At 65.8% G+C, this 15720-nt stretch carries 18 protein-coding genes; 11 read left to right on the top strand and 7 right to left on the bottom strand.

Annotation, left to right across the window (positions count from 1 at the left end; genetic code table 11):
• The first annotated feature begins 23 nt into the window (after nt 1-23).
• Nucleotides 24-674: an HD domain-containing protein gene (locus AB0H37_RS08190; protein WP_360611934.1), complete on the top strand. Its 651-nt coding sequence runs from the start codon at nt 24-26 to the stop codon at nt 672-674.
• Here AB0H37_RS08190 and AB0H37_RS08185 read toward each other — a convergent pair.
• The 3 genes from AB0H37_RS08185 to AB0H37_RS08175 all read right to left on the bottom strand — a co-directional run bounded on the left by AB0H37_RS08185 (nt 574) and on the right by AB0H37_RS08175 (nt 4422).
• On the bottom strand, nt 574-3234 hold the full coding sequence (locus AB0H37_RS08185; RefSeq protein WP_360611933.1) for a hypothetical protein: 2661 nt from the start codon (nt 3232-3234) through the stop codon (nt 574-576). The genes AB0H37_RS08190 and AB0H37_RS08185 overlap by 101 nt on opposite strands.
• Before the next feature lie 128 nt (nt 3235-3362).
• Nucleotides 3363-3839, bottom strand: coding sequence for an NUDIX domain-containing protein (locus AB0H37_RS08180; RefSeq protein ID WP_360611932.1), 477 nt, complete (start codon nt 3837-3839; stop codon nt 3363-3365).
• Between the two features lies 1 nt (nt 3840).
• Nucleotides 3841-4422 (bottom strand): XRE family transcriptional regulator, encoded by a 582-nt coding sequence (locus tag AB0H37_RS08175; protein WP_360611931.1) that lies wholly within the window; start codon nt 4420-4422, stop codon nt 3841-3843.
• 339 nt (nt 4423-4761) lie between these two features.
• On the opposite strand from AB0H37_RS08175, the gene AB0H37_RS08170 reads away from it, so the two are divergent.
• From AB0H37_RS08170 to AB0H37_RS08135, 8 genes are all read left to right on the top strand, one after another.
• Complete coding sequence (locus AB0H37_RS08170) at nt 4762-4971, top strand: hypothetical protein (RefSeq protein ID WP_360611930.1); 210 nt, start codon at nt 4762-4764, stop codon at nt 4969-4971.
• Between the two features lie 162 nt (nt 4972-5133).
• Nucleotides 5134-5322 (top strand): hypothetical protein, encoded by a 189-nt coding sequence (locus AB0H37_RS08165; RefSeq protein WP_179833435.1) that lies wholly within the window; start codon nt 5134-5136, stop codon nt 5320-5322.
• A 71-nt stretch (nt 5323-5393) separates the two neighbouring features.
• Entirely contained in the window at nt 5394-5696 is a 303-nt protein-coding gene (locus AB0H37_RS08160) for a hypothetical protein (protein ID WP_185025838.1), read from the top strand.
• Between the two features lie 59 nt (nt 5697-5755).
• A complete protein-coding gene (locus tag AB0H37_RS08155) occupies nt 5756-7483 on the top strand; it encodes an FtsK/SpoIIIE domain-containing protein (RefSeq protein WP_360611929.1) in 1728 nt (575 codons plus the stop codon).
• Nucleotides 7484-7560: 77 nt separating this feature from the next.
• Nucleotides 7561-7836 carry a helix-turn-helix domain-containing protein gene (locus AB0H37_RS08150; RefSeq protein ID WP_360611986.1) on the top strand — a complete coding sequence of 92 codons (276 nt, stop codon included), beginning with the start codon at nt 7561-7563 and terminating at the stop codon, nt 7834-7836.
• 123 nt (nt 7837-7959) lie between these two features.
• Nucleotides 7960-9102 (top strand): tyrosine-type recombinase/integrase, encoded by a 1143-nt coding sequence (locus AB0H37_RS08145; protein WP_360611928.1) that lies wholly within the window; start codon nt 7960-7962, stop codon nt 9100-9102.
• A gap of 503 nt (nt 9103-9605) precedes the next feature.
• Entirely contained in the window at nt 9606-10091 is a 486-nt protein-coding gene (locus AB0H37_RS08140) for an SH3 domain-containing protein (protein WP_360611927.1), read from the top strand.
• A 69-nt stretch (nt 10092-10160) separates the two neighbouring features.
• Nucleotides 10161-10664 (top strand): DinB family protein, encoded by a 504-nt coding sequence (locus AB0H37_RS08135; RefSeq protein ID WP_329093871.1) that lies wholly within the window; start codon nt 10161-10163, stop codon nt 10662-10664.
• Between the two features lie 43 nt (nt 10665-10707).
• Here the strand turns inward: AB0H37_RS08135 and AB0H37_RS08130 are convergent, their stop codons facing one another.
• From AB0H37_RS08130 to AB0H37_RS08120, 3 genes are all read right to left on the bottom strand, one after another.
• The gene (locus AB0H37_RS08130) at nt 10708-10899 is read right to left on the bottom strand and encodes a hypothetical protein (RefSeq protein WP_360611926.1); all 192 of its coding nucleotides are present in this window, start codon (nt 10897-10899) and stop codon (nt 10708-10710) included.
• A 75-nt stretch (nt 10900-10974) separates the two neighbouring features.
• On the bottom strand, nt 10975-12318 hold the full coding sequence (locus AB0H37_RS08125; protein ID WP_179833428.1) for a HAMP domain-containing sensor histidine kinase: 1344 nt from the start codon (nt 12316-12318) through the stop codon (nt 10975-10977).
• Nucleotides 12315-12995 carry a response regulator transcription factor gene (locus AB0H37_RS08120; protein ID WP_179833427.1) on the bottom strand — a complete coding sequence of 227 codons (681 nt, stop codon included), beginning with the start codon at nt 12993-12995 and terminating at the stop codon, nt 12315-12317. Before AB0H37_RS08120 ends, AB0H37_RS08125 begins: the two co-directional genes overlap by 4 nt.
• A gap of 39 nt (nt 12996-13034) precedes the next feature.
• Between AB0H37_RS08120 and AB0H37_RS08115 the strand changes: the two genes are divergently transcribed.
• Together AB0H37_RS08115 and AB0H37_RS08110 are read left to right on the top strand one after the other, a co-directional pair.
• Entirely contained in the window at nt 13035-13544 is a 510-nt protein-coding gene (locus tag AB0H37_RS08115) for a hypothetical protein (RefSeq protein WP_179833426.1), read from the top strand.
• A gap of 122 nt (nt 13545-13666) precedes the next feature.
• Nucleotides 13667-14998: an MFS transporter gene (locus tag AB0H37_RS08110; protein WP_360611925.1), complete on the top strand. Its 1332-nt coding sequence runs from the start codon at nt 13667-13669 to the stop codon at nt 14996-14998.
• Here the strand turns inward: AB0H37_RS08110 and AB0H37_RS08105 are convergent.
• Entirely contained in the window at nt 14982-15614 is a 633-nt protein-coding gene (locus tag AB0H37_RS08105) for a PaaI family thioesterase (RefSeq protein WP_179833424.1), read from the bottom strand. The genes AB0H37_RS08110 and AB0H37_RS08105 overlap by 17 nt on opposite strands.
• Between the last annotated feature and the right edge of the window lie 106 nt (nt 15615-15720).

Here is a 15720-nt window from a genome sequence, read left to right as displayed (position 1 = left end):
CGCCTCCCCGTAGCGTCAAACCCATGAAGAAGAACACCGCAGCATGGGCCCGCGACCTCGCATGCAAGCACCTAGAGACTTCACTCCCCCGCCGCTGGGCACACACACAGGGCGTAGCTCGGCAAGCCCGCACGCTGGCGCCCATTCTCGGAGACATGGCCGATCTTCTAGAGGCTTCCGCGTGGCTCCATGACATCGGCTACGCCCCTGACCTCACAGACACAGGCTTCCACCCCATAGATGGAGCCCGATATCTACGAGACACCCATCAGGTGGATAGGCACCTTTGCCGCCTTGTCGCCCACCACTCCTGCGCCCCTGTGGAAGCCCGCGAACGCGGCCTAGCCGACACTCTTGCACTTGAATTTGGTTTCACTTCTCCACCATTGGGTGAGTTTCTTACCTATTGCGACATGACCACCAGCCCGAACGGTGAAAAACTATCAGTTCAAGAACGCCTCAAAGAAATCCTTAGCCGTTACGGAGAAGGGCATGTCGTTACTCGCACGATACAAGAGTCTGCGCCCTATATAATTGCTGTCGTCAACAAGCTAGATTCAGAAATGAAGGAACTTAATCCTCCCGATACGGAGGAGAACTTGTCACCACAGAAAGCTCCTTCAAGTCTTCCCACAGCCACCGGTACGCAAGGGCCGTTGCCGGCATGTCCTTGAACATGGAAATGGCCATGCTCCCCGTTCTCGGTCTCGCCCACCGCACAGAGTTGGGATGCAGAGCACGGATAAGACTAAAGATCCTATCGTGTTCTTCAAATACCCGCTCCTTAGTTTTTATAGTTTGATGCATATCGTCTTTGATCGATATCTGCACAACATTGGCCTCATCAGCAGTGGGTTCTATACTGTAAGCAAGAGACCATTTAATATAGTTATTTCTTATATCTCGGACCGTGCCGGCTACTTTCAGTGGCATTATGCACGCCAAGCCAAGAGTGGACTTGAAACTCGAAAAGTAGGTGTCTACTAGTGAACTATAGATTTCGAGTGCGCTTTTCATAACTTCTGCCACAAGAAGGTTTATAGCTTGCATGGAGTAGAGTCCGGCGATCGTACCGGTACGATCCTGTAGGTTATCGGGTGCAATGTAGGGTCTCTCAATGAACTCGACATCCAATGTATCGAGCTTCTCAATGAACGCACCTAGCTCTTCTTTGCTTCCAACAAACGGGCGATAACCTTGCAAGGTGTAAACATCTATCTCATTATCGGCCAGAAAACCTATGAGATTCCTAGCCGAAGCGACCAAGCTCCGTCGTGGAATCGGCCGGTGGAGGACGTCCTGCCTACCCATTATCGCTCTAGCGAGCATCCACTCCCGCTCTCGCACATAGGCCGGACAATGTGGCAAAGGAAGTACCCTTGCCTTAAGTAGGATCTCCAAGTCAGCTGAGATAAAATCAAGGGCGAAGCGCCAAGGCCAAGCCACAAGATCTGGTTGTATCTCGCTCATCTGAACCGGAGACCAGCGCAAACCGTCGACTTGCGGAGCAGTGAAGTTCGGAGGCAGGTTTGCGACTTCTTCTTGTCGACCTCCGGGTCTTAATCCCACCAGAACGCGATTCTCAGAAATAGAAGTACCGACTGTGTTCACTATACCCTGCTCGTCAACAAATCCGAGCATATCAGGGAATTTGAAGATCGCAGTCCAAGAAGTGAGCGAGTCACGTATGCGACGAGCATATTTCAAATCATTAGGAAGTGAGACGGAGGAACTTTCTCCAGTGGATGGAATGGCATTCCTAATGAGCCATGAGGCAAGTCCGGGGACATGGGCGACCAACTGTTCAAGGAGAGAGTTGACCTGCCGCCAGGATCCTCCGGAAATAGCCAAGAGAAGGGCGTATCTCCAACGATCCATAAGCGTGAGGTCGCGAAGGTCAGTGGCCTCGAATCCGCTCTCCAACACTGACCGGGCAGCAAAGTACTGTTGAAGAATGGGCAATGCAAATGCTATCGTGCCGCCTTGTTGGACCACAAACCTCGTCGCCAGCACATCAGGAAGATATAGATCATTCTCCAATTCCCCCAAAGGCACTGACCCGCGATAATCCATGCTCAATCTCGCGATGTCCTTTAGAGCATTTTCGGTCTCAACGGTTCGGAAAGATGGGGGACCTAGAACTTCTCTAGCCAGTGCATTAAGAAATGCGCCTCTAGAGTGAGGTATAGGCCCTCCCCCTTGTTGTCGAGTCGCTGCGATGATAAGAAAAAGCGGCAGACGAAGCATCTCTCTGATTGTTGAAGATTCATTCCACAGGATGCCCCTATGGCCCCCGAGGCGCTCGACAAGACCAGCCGCGCGATCTTCCGTCAATTTAGGATGCTGGAATACGTCATCATTGGCCAGATTGGGGCCAGGCCGGGTGGTGACTATAACTTGGTTAATCGAGTCACTAAGGGCAAATGCTCGAATTTGATCCAACAGAGCGGCAGCAGCGCCAAGTCCGAGTTCTTCTAGCCCGTCAATAATGAGCTTTATCCCAGTAGTTCGACTTCCGGGACACCTGTCGATAATTTCCCTTATCTTGTCGCCGAGAGATGGACCCATCTCTCGCACAGGCAGAAATATGGGAAGTCTCGCGTTTTGGTCTATTAGTGCCGCCTGGATACCGCGGTAATGAATTCTCAATGCGGTGATTGACTTTCCCGATCCGAACTCACCTACTATAAAAGCTAGCCTCGGATTAGGGAACTCGGCTTCAAACTCTCTCCATGCGCCGATCTCTTCATCCTCGGCAAGCTCTGTAGCAGCTTTCTCACTCAGCCCGGTCGCAAGCCATCGGCTCAGCAGGCGACCTTTGCATAGGCTTGCCTCACCTAGCAGAAAATCTCTCCTGCTTTCCCCAATGCCTGAGTGCAGTGAAAGTTGCAGAACGTGGTCGATTTTATCAGGGGCGAGCTTCAGGATTTCGTTCGCCAGGCGCTTAGGACCCCAGATCTCAATTGTCACATCAGGATGAGCAGCGCGAAGCTCATTGTCGATGTACTGATCGACAGAACCCGTCAGAGTGTCATTCGTAAGGTAACGCCAGATAAGAACATCTCGATGGCTCTTGAGACACCCCGTTAGATCGTCCGTGATCTTATTTTTGGTCCTTTTCTCTGTTTCGCCTCGGGTAGCATGTGCCGCGAAGAAGATTCGCGCCTTTGGCGCAGTATCCGTCGTTCTTAGTGTCCCCTCGCGGCCCACCGGGCCGAACAGGGTGGTAGTCATCAGGAAAGATTTCAAGACAAAGTCGATCGCAGAAATCTTGAAACGCATTACCCTCAAGCTGAGCAATCCGATTCTCGACAATTATTCTCAGCGAGTTTGCGTCCATGCTGATCCCAACGATATACTATTTAGTCGAAAACTACAGTCTCACTGCCGTCGAGAGCATGCTTAATTCTCTTGCGCATCGAGTCATCTAGACGTTTGTGCTCGACCTCTCGGTATGTCATCCAACGAACTTCCGCCGATTCATTGCTCGTGCGGAGATCTCCACCGACAACTCGACCCTTGAGTAGAATAGTGAATTCCTGACGAACCTCGCCGTTACTTGTGTAGTGGATCACATGTTTAGGGTCGCTATAAATACCCACCAGTTTGGCAATTTCTACATCTATGCCGGTTTCTTCTTTCGTCTCGCGTATTGCGGCCTGCGTTACGGACTCGCCTAGATCGATGGCTCCACCAGGCAGAGCCCAGTTGTCGTTGTCGGTGCGGCGGATCATAAGGATGTCGCCTCGGTCGTTCTCTACGGCGACGTTGACGGATGGGACGAGGCTGTTGGCCTTGGGGGCGTGGGGGTCGTCGTAGTAGTCGATCCTGCGGCCCATGTCAGTCCCCCGGTATGGGTGTGGCGCGTTCCCAGACGCGTTCGAAGCTCTCTAGGTAGGTGTTGACCAAGTCTCCGCCGGCTATGCGGCGGAGGTGCCAGACGGGGGCGTGGGGGCCGGTGACGCCGTAGACGTGGGTGTTGACGAGGAGCTGGTCATCGGCGCGGTAGATGGAGTTGTAGAGGACCGTGCGGTGAAAGCGGAACTCGACGCCCTCTTGCCTGCGAAGGTTCTTGTAGAGGACCAGGGCGTTGCGGATCTTTGCGGCCTGGGCGTCGCCTACGCCCTCGTCGTCGCCTCGTTCGGCTACCTGTGGGCTCTCCGGGTCGCCGAGGAGGATGCGGACCCGGACACCGGCCTCAGCTTTCTCGGCGAACGTGCGTTGAATACCGGAATCTTCGGAGAGGAAGAGGCCGGAGTAGACCAGGACGCCGATCTCTTCCTTCGCTGTGGCGAAGAGACGTCCCCATGCGTCCCTCGGGACAGATGTCCTGTGCGGGTAGATCGTCACTAGTTCGCTGCTGGACGCTGCGGTGACCTGCTCGTTAGAGAGGGCGTCCGGCCACAGGAAAGTCTCGTCCACGCCCAATCGCGAAGCTACTGCGTAGCGATGCCGGCGATAGGGGGTGCGGTCCTTAGTGATCCACCGTTCTACCGTTTTCGGGTCCACGTCGAGCGACTCGGCGAGCGTGGCGATAGTGAGGCCCTGCTCTAGTAGAGCGGCGCGTAGGCGTTCGTTTGGCATGCACCCGTCCGGATTCCGGGACGTCCTAGGACGCGGTCAAGCCTATGAGGACGTCATGAACACGTCCAGTCATGTAGTGATCTCGTCCCGCAGGTCAGGCGCACTCTCTTTCTCGTAGACACCGACCGCCCGGACCGTCCCCGCCGGATACGGGCCTTACGAGAGGAGTGGTCACAGATGATCTTTGTTCTGGCAGCGATCCTCGCCGTCTTCCTCGCTGGCTCCACCTGCGGGATCTTCGCGATGCTCGTCATCGGCATCCACGCCGAGGAGCGCCGGACCGCACGAGGGCTCGCCGAGACGTCCCGCGTCGGGACCGCGTCCAGGCGTGTGCTCAGCACCCGCACATGCGACGACATGCCGGCCCGCGTACCGGCGGGGCGGTGAACATGCGGATGCCTCGCGTCATCACCGGTCACACGTGCCCCTGCGGCGCACGCGTCGAGCCCGGTAGCCGGAGGTGCCGCAAGTGCCGCGCTCGCGCCCGGTGGCTCCGGCGCGGGCGCGGCCCGCAGTACCCGGCTCCCTGGCTGTGAGGAGGGTGCGTCAGTGAACGTCTCTCTTCCCCTGGTGGCGATCCTCGGCGCCGTGGTGTGGGTCGCGTGGCGGTACATGGGACTTCGCGGCTGGCACATCGCGGTGTGCCTGCTGTTCGGGTTCTTCCTCGCTGCAACCAGCGCCGCGCCGGAAATCCGCCGGGTGGTGGCCGTTCTCGTCCGGTCGCTTTCTCAGCACTGACGTCCCCTACCGAAGGGAGGGATGCCTTGGTGCCTGATACACCGCCGCATGTCCAAGTCAACGTTCAAGAGGTGCGAACGCGCAGCCTTGCCGCGCGTGAGATCCTCTCCAGCCTTTCCGACGCGATGCCGTCCATCGAGGATCTGTGGGCGCGGCTCTACGCCGCGCTCGCCGATGTTCCCCAACTCCTCTCCGAGATCTCTCGGCTCTCGTCCCTGCTAGCGAAAGTCCGGCGGGACCGCGCGAATCTGGCGGCTGCGGGGCGAGCCACTCTCCGAGCCGACCGCGACGGTGAGCCGGATCCGCTGTACTACCTGCGCGATGAACTACGCGCGCAAGGCCACCTTCCCCCGGAGTCCTGGGGGCGCCCATGAGCCGGACGCGTCAGATGCGACGGCATGCGCAGAAGATGCGGCGCAGTGGGTTGCAGCCCATGGTGATCATCGACCGTGACGACCAGTTCCCGGACGTGGCCGCCGTGCTCCTCGCGCGGGCCCTGTGGCGGTACCGGTCCGAGCTAGGGCCGGTCTACCTGGTGGCCGCGCTTGCCGTAGGGAGTGCGGTTCTGCATCTCGCGCATCCGGAGTGGTGGCCGTGGCTGTTGGCCCTTGCCGGCTTGGCTGCGTGGGCTCTCGCCATGTTCGGCGAGAGGTTGGGGCTCTCGCCGCGTATCGAGCGGCTGTATGCCGCTGCGGTCGCGCTTGGGGCCGGTGGGTGGCTGTCTGCGGGCACGGCACTCGGGCCCACGGTCCCGCCGCTTCCTGTGATGCTCGTCGGGGGCGCAATCGCGCTTGCTGCGCCGTGGTGGGCCCATCGGAGGCGGCGCGCCAGAGTGCGAGTCGATCGGCAGATAGCCGCATGGCCGGAGATCGCGAAGGACGTCGGGCTCGCTGGCTCGCGCGCGCAGTCCGCGGTAGTGGACGTGTGGGGATGGCGCGCACGGTTCGCCCTGGCACGTGGTCAGACGATCCAGGACGTCATCGCCAAGGTTCCGGCTATCGAGTCGGCGCTTGGGACGTTTAGGGGCGCTGTGCGCGTCGCACCGACACGCGATGGCAAGGCCAACCGGTTCGAGTTGCGGGTGCTCGACAGGGACCCGCACGCCGATGCGATCCCGTGGCCGGGACCGTCCGTCTCCTCCATTACCGAACCGATCGCCCTCGGGCCGTTCGAGGACGCGACCGGCGCGCGTGTTCTGCTGCTGCGACGTCACGGGCTCTTCGGGGGCGTCGCCGGCTCCGGAAAGAGCGGCGGAATCAACGTCCTGATGGGCAACCTCAGCGCGTGCCGGGACGTCGTCATCTGGGCTATCGATCTCAAGCGCGGGATGGAGCTCCAGCCGTGGGCGTCCTGCATCGATCGACTCGCCACCACACCGGAGCAAGCCCGCGCCATGCTGCGCGACGCCGTCACCATCCTGGAAGCGCGTGCCGAATGGCTCGCGACCAACGGGCGGCGCGTATGGGATCCGACGCCGGAACATCCCGCGCTTGTCATCGTGGTGGACGAGTACGCCGAACTCGCCGATGACGCTCCCGACGCAGCGAGCGACACGGACTCGATCGCACGGCGAGGGCGCGCCGTCGCCGTAACGCTCATCGCGGCCACGCAGCGGCCTACGCAGAAAGCCATGGGTAAGGGCGCCGTCCGATCACAAATGGACGTACGGGTGAGCTTCCGCGTCCGGGAGCGAAAGGACGTCGATCTCATCCTCGGGCAGGGGATGCTCAGCGCCGGATGGCACGCCCACACTCTCGATGCGCCCGGCAAGTTCCTGCTGTCCGCGCCCGAACACGACACACCTCGGCGAGGCCGCGCCTACCTGCTCACCGATGCCACCGTGGCCGACACGGCAGAGCGCCACGCGTCCACTCGTCCCGCGCTGGACGAGGTCTCCTTGCGCGCGTTGGACGAGGCCCACATGACGCCCGTCTTGGAGCCGTCCGCCCTCGTCACACCGACCCACGAAGACCGCGCCGAGACGGCGCTGAGGGAGGCCCTGGACGGCGCGCCGGAGGAGGGCCTCCCGATCGCTCACCTTCTGATGCTCACAGAGCTGAGCCGTCCCACCCTCTACCGGCGCCTCGCCGAACTGGTGAAGGCCGGCCACGCCGTCCAAGTCGGACGAGGCCGCTACAAGGCGCCCGATCACACCCGGTAATCGTCTCAACGTCTCGTCTCGCGCACGCGTCTGCACGTATGGGCGGCTGAGACGTCCATGAGACGAGACGAGAGACGATCACACACCGCAACCAAGGAGCTGATCCCCACCCACATCCGCGCACGGCCCCGGGACGAAGCCCGGGTGAGAGGAGGTGGTGTCCCCTGCAGGCGTACACCGTCGAGCAAGTGGCCGAGATCCTCAGCATCGGACGGGACAAGGTCTATTTCCTGATCCGCACCGGCCAACTCCGCAGCATCAAAATCGGCAAGCTGCGCCGCATCACTGACCGGCACCTCGCCGAGTTCGTCACCTCCCTGGAAGAGCCCTCCCTCGAAGAGGCCAAGCGCTGACACCCACACGGGAGGCCCGTCCGGACACCTCGCTCCGCAGAACGGGCCTCCCAACCTAGGGACGTCTTGGGACGTCTTGAGTTATGGTCGGTGGTGACCTCGACCGATACGAGGAGGGATCCGTTGGCAAAGATCCTGGTCGGCAAGTACGAGGGATCGATCTACGAGGAGGGCGACGGGTACACCGGCGCGCTCTCGCTCGGGTTCGGCCCGGACGGCAAGCGCAAGCGGCTCAAGAGGAAGGGGCGCACCAAGACAGAGGTCAAGGACAAGCTCAAAGAGGCCGTCGAAGAGCTGAGCAAGGGCGTCAAGACGGACCGCAACTACTACGTCCGGGACGCGGTGGAGGAGTTCCTCGCCGCGTTCGCCAAGTCCGGCAAGTCGCCGAAGACCAATGAGGTCTACCGGTCACTCGCCGATCACCAGCTCATCCCGTTCATCGGACGGACGCGCCTTAAGGAACTCACGGCCGACGACGTCGAGACGTGGCTCAACGGCAGAGCCGAGCACCTCACCTCGTCCTCGCTCGGCATCGTTCACAGCATCCTCAAGCGCTCGATCCGCAGAGCGGCGCGCCATGACCGCATCGGGCGGAACGTCACCGAACTGGTGGACACTCCGGACGGCAAGCCCGCCCGCAAGTCGCGCTCGCTCAGCCTCAAGCAAGCGAGCACGCTGCTCGAAGAGGCGAGCAAGCCAGTGCACCGGTTTGGCGCATACGTCGTCCTGGCGATCGTCTCAGGGCTTCGAACGGAGGAACTCCGCACCCTCAAGTGGAGCGACGTCGACCTGGACAAGGCAACCGTCTACGTCCTCCGAGCCGACCGCCACAAGGGCGAGACCAAGACGGCGCTCAGCCGTCGCGGACTCGGCATCGCAGACATGGGCGTGGACGTGCTCCGCAGCCACAAGACCAGGCAAGCGGCCGAGAAGCTCAAAGCCGGCGAGGAGTACCAGGACAACGATCTCGTGTTCTGCCACGAGGACGGGCGCCCCTACACGGCGCAACACGTCCGCCACCGGTTCCGCAAGGTGCTCACCGCGGCGGAGCTCAACCCCGCCGAGTGGTGCCCCCGCGAGCTACGGCACACCTTCGTGTCCCTCATGAGCGACCACGACGTCCCCATAGAGAAGATCAGCATCCTCGTGGGGCACTCCAGCACGAAGATCACCGAAACCGTCTACCGCCACCAACTCAAGCCCGAGATCCGCGACGGGGCTGAGCACATGAACGACATCTTCACCCGCAACACCAAGTCCGCGTAGGGACGAGCGTGCTCCCGACCTGGCTCCCCAAGGCACCGGACGAAAAGGCGCCCCTCCCCTACCTGGATCAACGCAGAATCCAGGCTTGGGCCTCACTTAGGGAACCCCTGAGCCAGCCTTATTCGCGGCCCGTCCGGGGCTGGCTGAGGTGGTCTCGCTGAGGGGGGTTTACCTGCGGGAACGGGCGGTGGGCGTCGGAGGAGCCGTTCGGTGTGGGGGGTGTCGTCGGCTCGGCTTGGCTCTTTCTTGCTGTGGCGAGCCAAAAGAGACATGTGTTCGCTTTTGGGGCGGGTCGGCGCGGGATGTTGCTGGGGCGTGCCGGGAGCGGGGGCGCGGATCGTCGTCCTGGGCTCGTCGGTGTTGTGGTCCGGTGCCATTCGGGACGGCGGTGAGGGGTGACCTTCTCGGTGTCACATAGAAGAGACTTCGCAACTCTCTGCTCATCTTGCATGACTCTGGGTAACATGATGCTGTAAGTCCGCCGCCTCACTCGGGAGGTACAGATGCATGTAGGCAGGAAGCTCGGCGTGGTTCTGGTCGCCACGACGCTGGCCGGTGGCGCGCTGAGCGCCGGGGCGGTCGCCGGGGCCGCGCCGCCGCCGCGCCCGGAAGGGTCGGCCGCGGTTCAGGCCAGCCCTCCGCAGGAGGAGGAAGGGCACGGGCCGGGCGCCATCGAGGTCGGGCCGGAGGGCGCCGCCTTGGCGATGAACCGGCTCCTCGTCCGCGACGAGCAGCGCGTTCGGCTGTGCGACGGGGTCGTTCTCCCTGCGGACGGGCTCAACGTCCGCACGGGGCCGGGCCTCGGCTACACGAAGGTCGGGGTCCTGGCGAAGGACTCCAGGGTCCGGACGGACTGGGACAGCGTCCAGCGCAGGGACGGGTACCTATGGGTCCGGCTGAACGCCACCCACTGGATCGCCGACTACAAGCTCGGCGCTGACACCGGTGCGGTCGTCGGGAAGTGGTACGTCAAATACTCCAACTGCTGATCGCGCTCCCACCGGGCCGGCGTCCACCGGGCGCCGGCCCGGTCCGATCACGCTGGTAGCGTCCCCCGCATGGAGGAAGTGCCGTACACCGGTGGTGAGAAGGAAAGTCTGAAGGCCGCCCTCGATCGACATCGGGACGTGGTCCTGTGGAAGCTGAACGGCCTGGACGAGGAGCAGGCGCGTCGCCCCATGACGCCCTCCGGGACGAGCCTGCTCGGCCTCACCAAGCACCTGGCCGCCGTCGAGTACAACTGGTTCTGCGAGACGTTCGGGCGGGAGACCGAGCCGCTCCCGTTCAGGGACGACGACCCGGAGGCCGACCTCAGGATCGAGCCCGGCGAGACCATCGAGGGCATCGTCGCGTTCTACGGGCGGGCGCGCGCCGAAGCCGACAAGGTCATCGGAGAACTGGCCCTCGAGGACCGGGGCACCGCCTGGCACGGCGCGGCGGTGACCCTGCGGTGGGTCCTGATCCACATGGTCGAGGAGACGGCGCGGCATGCCGGGCACATGGACATCGTCCGTGAGCTCCTCGACGGCGCGACCGGGGACCACGTCCGCGAAGCCGGCTAGCTCGCGGACGCGACGGGGAGCGGCCGGAGAATCGCCTCGGCGTTCATGCCCGTCCCGGAGGGACGGCGTCGTCCGCGGCCGGAGCGAGGCCCGTCACCCGAAGCTTGTACGAGGTGGGCGCCGTGGGGACGTTGTCCCCCGCGACGAGGCCCGCGACGGCGATGAGGACGGCGACCACGAGGCCGACGACGCCGATGAGGGCGGCGGCGACGTAGTGGGGGCGGAGGCGTCTCATGGGGGTCACGTTAGGGGCGCCCCGCGCCGCCGCCGCCCTGGTTAAGGCGGGCTTAAGGCGGCGCTACGGCGGGCGCTAGGTGCGGGAGTGGCGGCGGCGGACGAGGCGGCGGGAGCGGCGGGCCGGGGGCAGCCACCTCGTGCGGAACCACATCTGCACCTGGGCTCCGCCGAGGACGCTGCGGTGGATGCGCAGGTAGCCGCCGGTCGACTCGGCGGCGCGGCGGGCGATGTCCAGGCCGAGGCCGGTGGAGCCGCCGCCGCTGCTGCCGCGTTTCAGCGCCGCGTCCGGGTCGGCGATGCCGGGGCCGCCGTCGGCGACGAGGATGCCGGTGACGCCCTGCCCCTGGTGGAGGGTGACGACGAAGCCGGTGCCCTCGGCCGTGTGCCGGAAGATGTTGCCGAGCAGCGCGTCCACGGCGGCGGCGAGCTCGGTGCCGGGGATCGGCAGCGGCGCCGGGCCCTCGGCGCCGATCAGCTCGCAGGAGCGTCCCTCGTCCTCGGCGAGGACGGACCAGAACGCGACCCGGTCGCGCAGCACCTTCGAGGCGTCGCAGCTGCCCCGGCCGGTGGGCCGCCGGACGGTCCGGATGATCTGGTCGACCTCGCGCTCGATCCGGTCGACCGCCTCACGGGTCTGCTCGGCGACGTGCCCGTCCCCGAGCGCCTCGACGTTGAGGCGGAGCGCGGCCAGGGGGGTGCGGAGCCGGTGCGACAGGTCGGCCGCCATCTCCCGCTCGGCCGACAGCAGCTGGACGACGTGGTCGGCCATCGCGTTGAACGCCAGGCCCGCCTCGACCAGCTCGGGCGGCCCGTCCGGCTCGATCCGCACCGACAGCTCCCCGTCGCCGAACGCGCCGGCGGCCTCGGCGAGGCGGCGGGTGGAGCGGATCATGCGCGCGCCCAGCCGGTCGGCGACGGCGACGGATCCGGCGACGAGCGCGGCGGCGACCGTGGTCATGACGAGCCACGCCTTCCACACCCCGCGCGACAGGTCATCGTCGGGCAGGAACACCTCCACGACGGCGGTGCGGCCCGCGTCCAGCGACACGGGCTGGAGCAGCGCGAACCCGCCGTCCACGCGGGCGGTGTAGGAGCGGCCGCGCCGCCCGGCCTCGGTGAGCTGCTCGGGACGGGCGCCCTCGTCCTCGCGGGGGTTCTTCGGGACGAGGCCGCCGTCCGGCATGTGCACGGTCATCCGCCCGGCGGCGCCCGCCTGGGTGCTGGCGACGGCGCGTTCGAGGGCGGCGGGGTCCTCGGTGACGACGAGGACGGGGCCGAGCGCGCTGGCCTGCCGCTCGGCGGTGGTCAGGGCGCGGTCGCGGGCGATCTCCCGGACGGTGAGGGCGAGCGGGATCAGGAACGCCAGCGCGACCATCGAGGTGACCGCCAGCGATACCAGGACGAGCGTCCGCCTCATGCGCGCGGGTCGGCCAGGCGTACTCCGACGCCGCGGACCGTGTGCAGGTAGCGGGGAGCGGCGGCGGTCTCGCCGAGCTTGCGGCGCAGCCAGGACAGGTGGACGTCGATGGTCTGGTCGTCGCCGTAGGCCTGCCGCCACACCTCGGCGAGCAGCTCGCGCCGCGCGACGACCCGTCCGGGACGGGCCGCGAGGTAGGCGAGCAGGTCGAACTCGCGGCGGGTCAGCTCCAGCGGCTCGCCGTCCAGCCGCGCCTCCCGGCGGTCGAGGTCGATGTGCAGGCCGCCCACGCTGAGCTCGGCGGTGGGCCCGGACCGCGCCGACCTGCGCAGCACCGCGGCGAGCCGGGCGCTGAGGTGCTCGATGGAGAACGGCTTGATGAGGTAGTCGTCGGCGCCGGCGTTCAGTAACCGGACGATCTCGGGCTCGTCGTCGCGTGCGGTAGCGATGATGACGGGCACGTCGGAGATGCCGCGCAGCATCTTCAGGACCTCGGCACCGTCCAGGTCGGGCAGGCCGAGGTCGAGCACGACGACGTCGGGCGGGGACTGCGTGACCTCGCGCAACGCGTCCATCGCGGTCCCGACGCTGCGCACGACGTGCGACCGGACGCTCAGCTCCCTGATCAAGGCGGTCCGGACGTTCGCGTCGTCCTCGACCACCAACACACTCGCCATGGCGGAACCGTATGCCACCATGTGCCCATGCGTCGCGCAATGTCGTATGTTGCCCCCTGGGCCGGGGTGACCGCGCTCGCGGTGGCGCTCTCCTGGCTCGGCGTGCGCGGCGTCGTGCGCAGCGCGGTGTCGGACCGGTCGGCGCCGCCGCCGATCGCCGGACCGGTGATCCACTCCAGCCCGTCCCAGCCCCCGGGGCCGACCACCATCGGGTCGCCCCCCGCGCGGTCGAGCCCGCCGACCGGTCAGGACAAGGGCCCCGAGCCGTCCAGGCCGCCGAAGGCGCCGCCCGCCAAGCCCGGCGGCGGCTCCTCCGCCGGGCCGACCGACCACGTGCGCAGCTACGCGACGCGCGGCGGGAGCGCCGCGATGTCGATCGAGAAGGACCGGGTGCGGCTGGTGTCGGCCACGCCGAACCCCGGCTACGAGACGCGCGTGACGCAGGCCGAGGGCTGGCTGCGGGTCGACTTCCTCTCCGACGAGCACACCTCGTCGGTCATCGCGTCCTGGTACGAGCATGCCCCGACGGTCAAGGTCTACGAGTACTGAGCGACAAACCACCGGATTGTCGACCGTTTCGCGGTGCGACGGTTTCGGCGGCGAATCCAGCGGGAAACAGTGGGTCAAATCGCTGGGACCGGCGGGGGCGGTCGGAAAGGTCAACGGCTCCCATGGTTCTGGATCCCGGAGAGGCCGGACGCGCCGGCGCCGCGGACGCCGAGGAGCGCCGCGCGCAGGTCCGCAAGGCCGCCGCCGCGAGCGTGATCGGCACCTCGATCGAGTGGTACGACTTCTTCCTCTACAACACCGCCGCGGCGATCGTCTTCAAGGACGTCTTCTTCCCCGAGTCGAGCGACTACGCGGGCACGCTGTCGGCGTTCGCGACGTACGCGGTGGGCTTCGCGGCCCGGCCGGTGGGCGCGGCGATCTTCGGGCACTGGGGCGACCGGCTCGGCCGGAAGGCGACGCTGATCGTCACGCTGGTGCTGATGGGCGTGTCGAGCGCGCTGATCGGCGTGCTGCCGGGCACCGAGACGATCGGCTGGGCCGCGCCCGTGCTGCTGGTGTTGCTGCGGATCCTGCAGGGCGTCGCGGTCGGCGGCGAGTGGAGCGGCTCGGTGCTGCTGTCGATGGAGTGGGGCGACCAGAAGCGGCGGGGCCTGATGGCGAGCCTGCCGCAGCTCGGCGTCCCGATCGGGCTCATCCTCGGCACCGGCATGATGACCGCCATCGCGCTGTCGGCGGACGAGGCGTTCAAGAGCTGGGCGTGGCGCGTCCCGTTCCTGTTCAGCCTGGTCCTCGTCGGGATCGGGCTGTGGGTGCGGATCCGGGTGATGGAGACGCCGCTGTTCGCCGAGGTCGTCAAGCGCGACGAGGTCGCCCGGGTGCCGGTCGTCGAGGTCGTCAAGCGGCACCCCAGGGAGATCATCCTGAGCGCGCTGCTGCGCTGCTCGGAGCAGATGCCGTTCTACCTGTTCACCTCGTTCGCGCTCACCTACGTGCACAAGCACCTCGGCATGGCGCAGGGGCTCGCGCTGAGCGCGGTGACGGCGGCGGCCGCGCTGGAGCTGGTCACGATCCCGGCCGCCGGGCACCTCGGCGACCGCATCGGCCCGCGACGGGTGTACGCGGTCGGCTCGATCTGCGTGGCCCTGTTCGCGTTCCCGTACTTCGCGCTCCTCAACACCGAGGTCGCGGCGCTCGTCGTCGTCGCGGTGGTGGTGGCGCAGATCCCGCACGCCGTGCAGTACGGGCCGCAGGCGTCGCTGATCGCCTCGACGTTCCCGACGCGGCTGCGCTACGGCGGGGCGGGCATCGGCTACCAGCTCGCCTCGGTGTTCGCGGGCGGCCCCGCGCCGCTGCTCGCGACGTGGCTGCTGCACGACTACGGCTGGCAGGCGATCTCGATCAGCATGATCGTGGCCTCGGTGCTGACCCTCGCCGCGCTCGCGCTGCTGCCCGCCCCGGCGGAGGAGCGCGCGCAGGTCAGTACTCCGACGTGACGAACCGCTGCGGCATGATGAACATCGCGGTGGCCTCCACGGTGACCCGCCCGTCCGGCGCGCTGATCGTCCCGGAGGCGTAGACCTTGCGCCCCTCCACGCGGCTCGCCTTCGCCTCCACCTGGAGCGGGACGCCGAGCGGGGTGGGACGCCGGTAGCGCGTCTCCAGGGTCGCGGTCATGCCGGGCGTGCCGGTGGCGGCCGCCGCCATGCCGAGCGCCTGGTCGAGCACCATCGCGGAGACGCCGCCGTGCACGTACGACGGCGGGCCCTCGTAGACGGCGCCGAGCGTGAACTCGCCCCTGACCACGCCGTCCGAGGTCACCTCCAGGCCGATCGGCGGCGCGAAGGGGTTGAGCGGCCCGGTGACGGGGTTGGCGATCTGGCGGTCCATGCGGCGCTCGCCGGGCGTGACGAACGGCGGGGCGCCGCGCCGCTCGGCGGTGAGCCGGGCGGTCAGCGCCGCGACCTCGTCCGCCACCGCGGCGGCCTCGGCGGCGTCGGCGCCGGTGAGGACGGTGGCCTCGGCCAGTTCGCGCACGCGGGCGGCCAGACCCGTCAGCGCCGCCGCCTCGTCGTCCTCCAGCACGGGCCGCTCCATCGGGATCGCGCTCAACTCCAGCCTCCTCGCGGGGCATGCCCCCATCGCCCCATGGGCCGAACGAAATTCTAGAATACGTCGGAGGGCGGTCCGGACGCCGGTCCCGCTCAGCGGTCGCCCG

It is taken from the genome of Actinomadura sp. NPDC023710, assembly GCF_040639875.1.
Classification (GTDB): domain Bacteria; phylum Actinomycetota; class Actinomycetes; order Streptosporangiales; family Streptosporangiaceae; genus Spirillospora; species Spirillospora citrea.
Note: the sequence above shows the minus strand (reverse complement) of the source record. Positions and strands in the feature narration are given on the sequence as shown.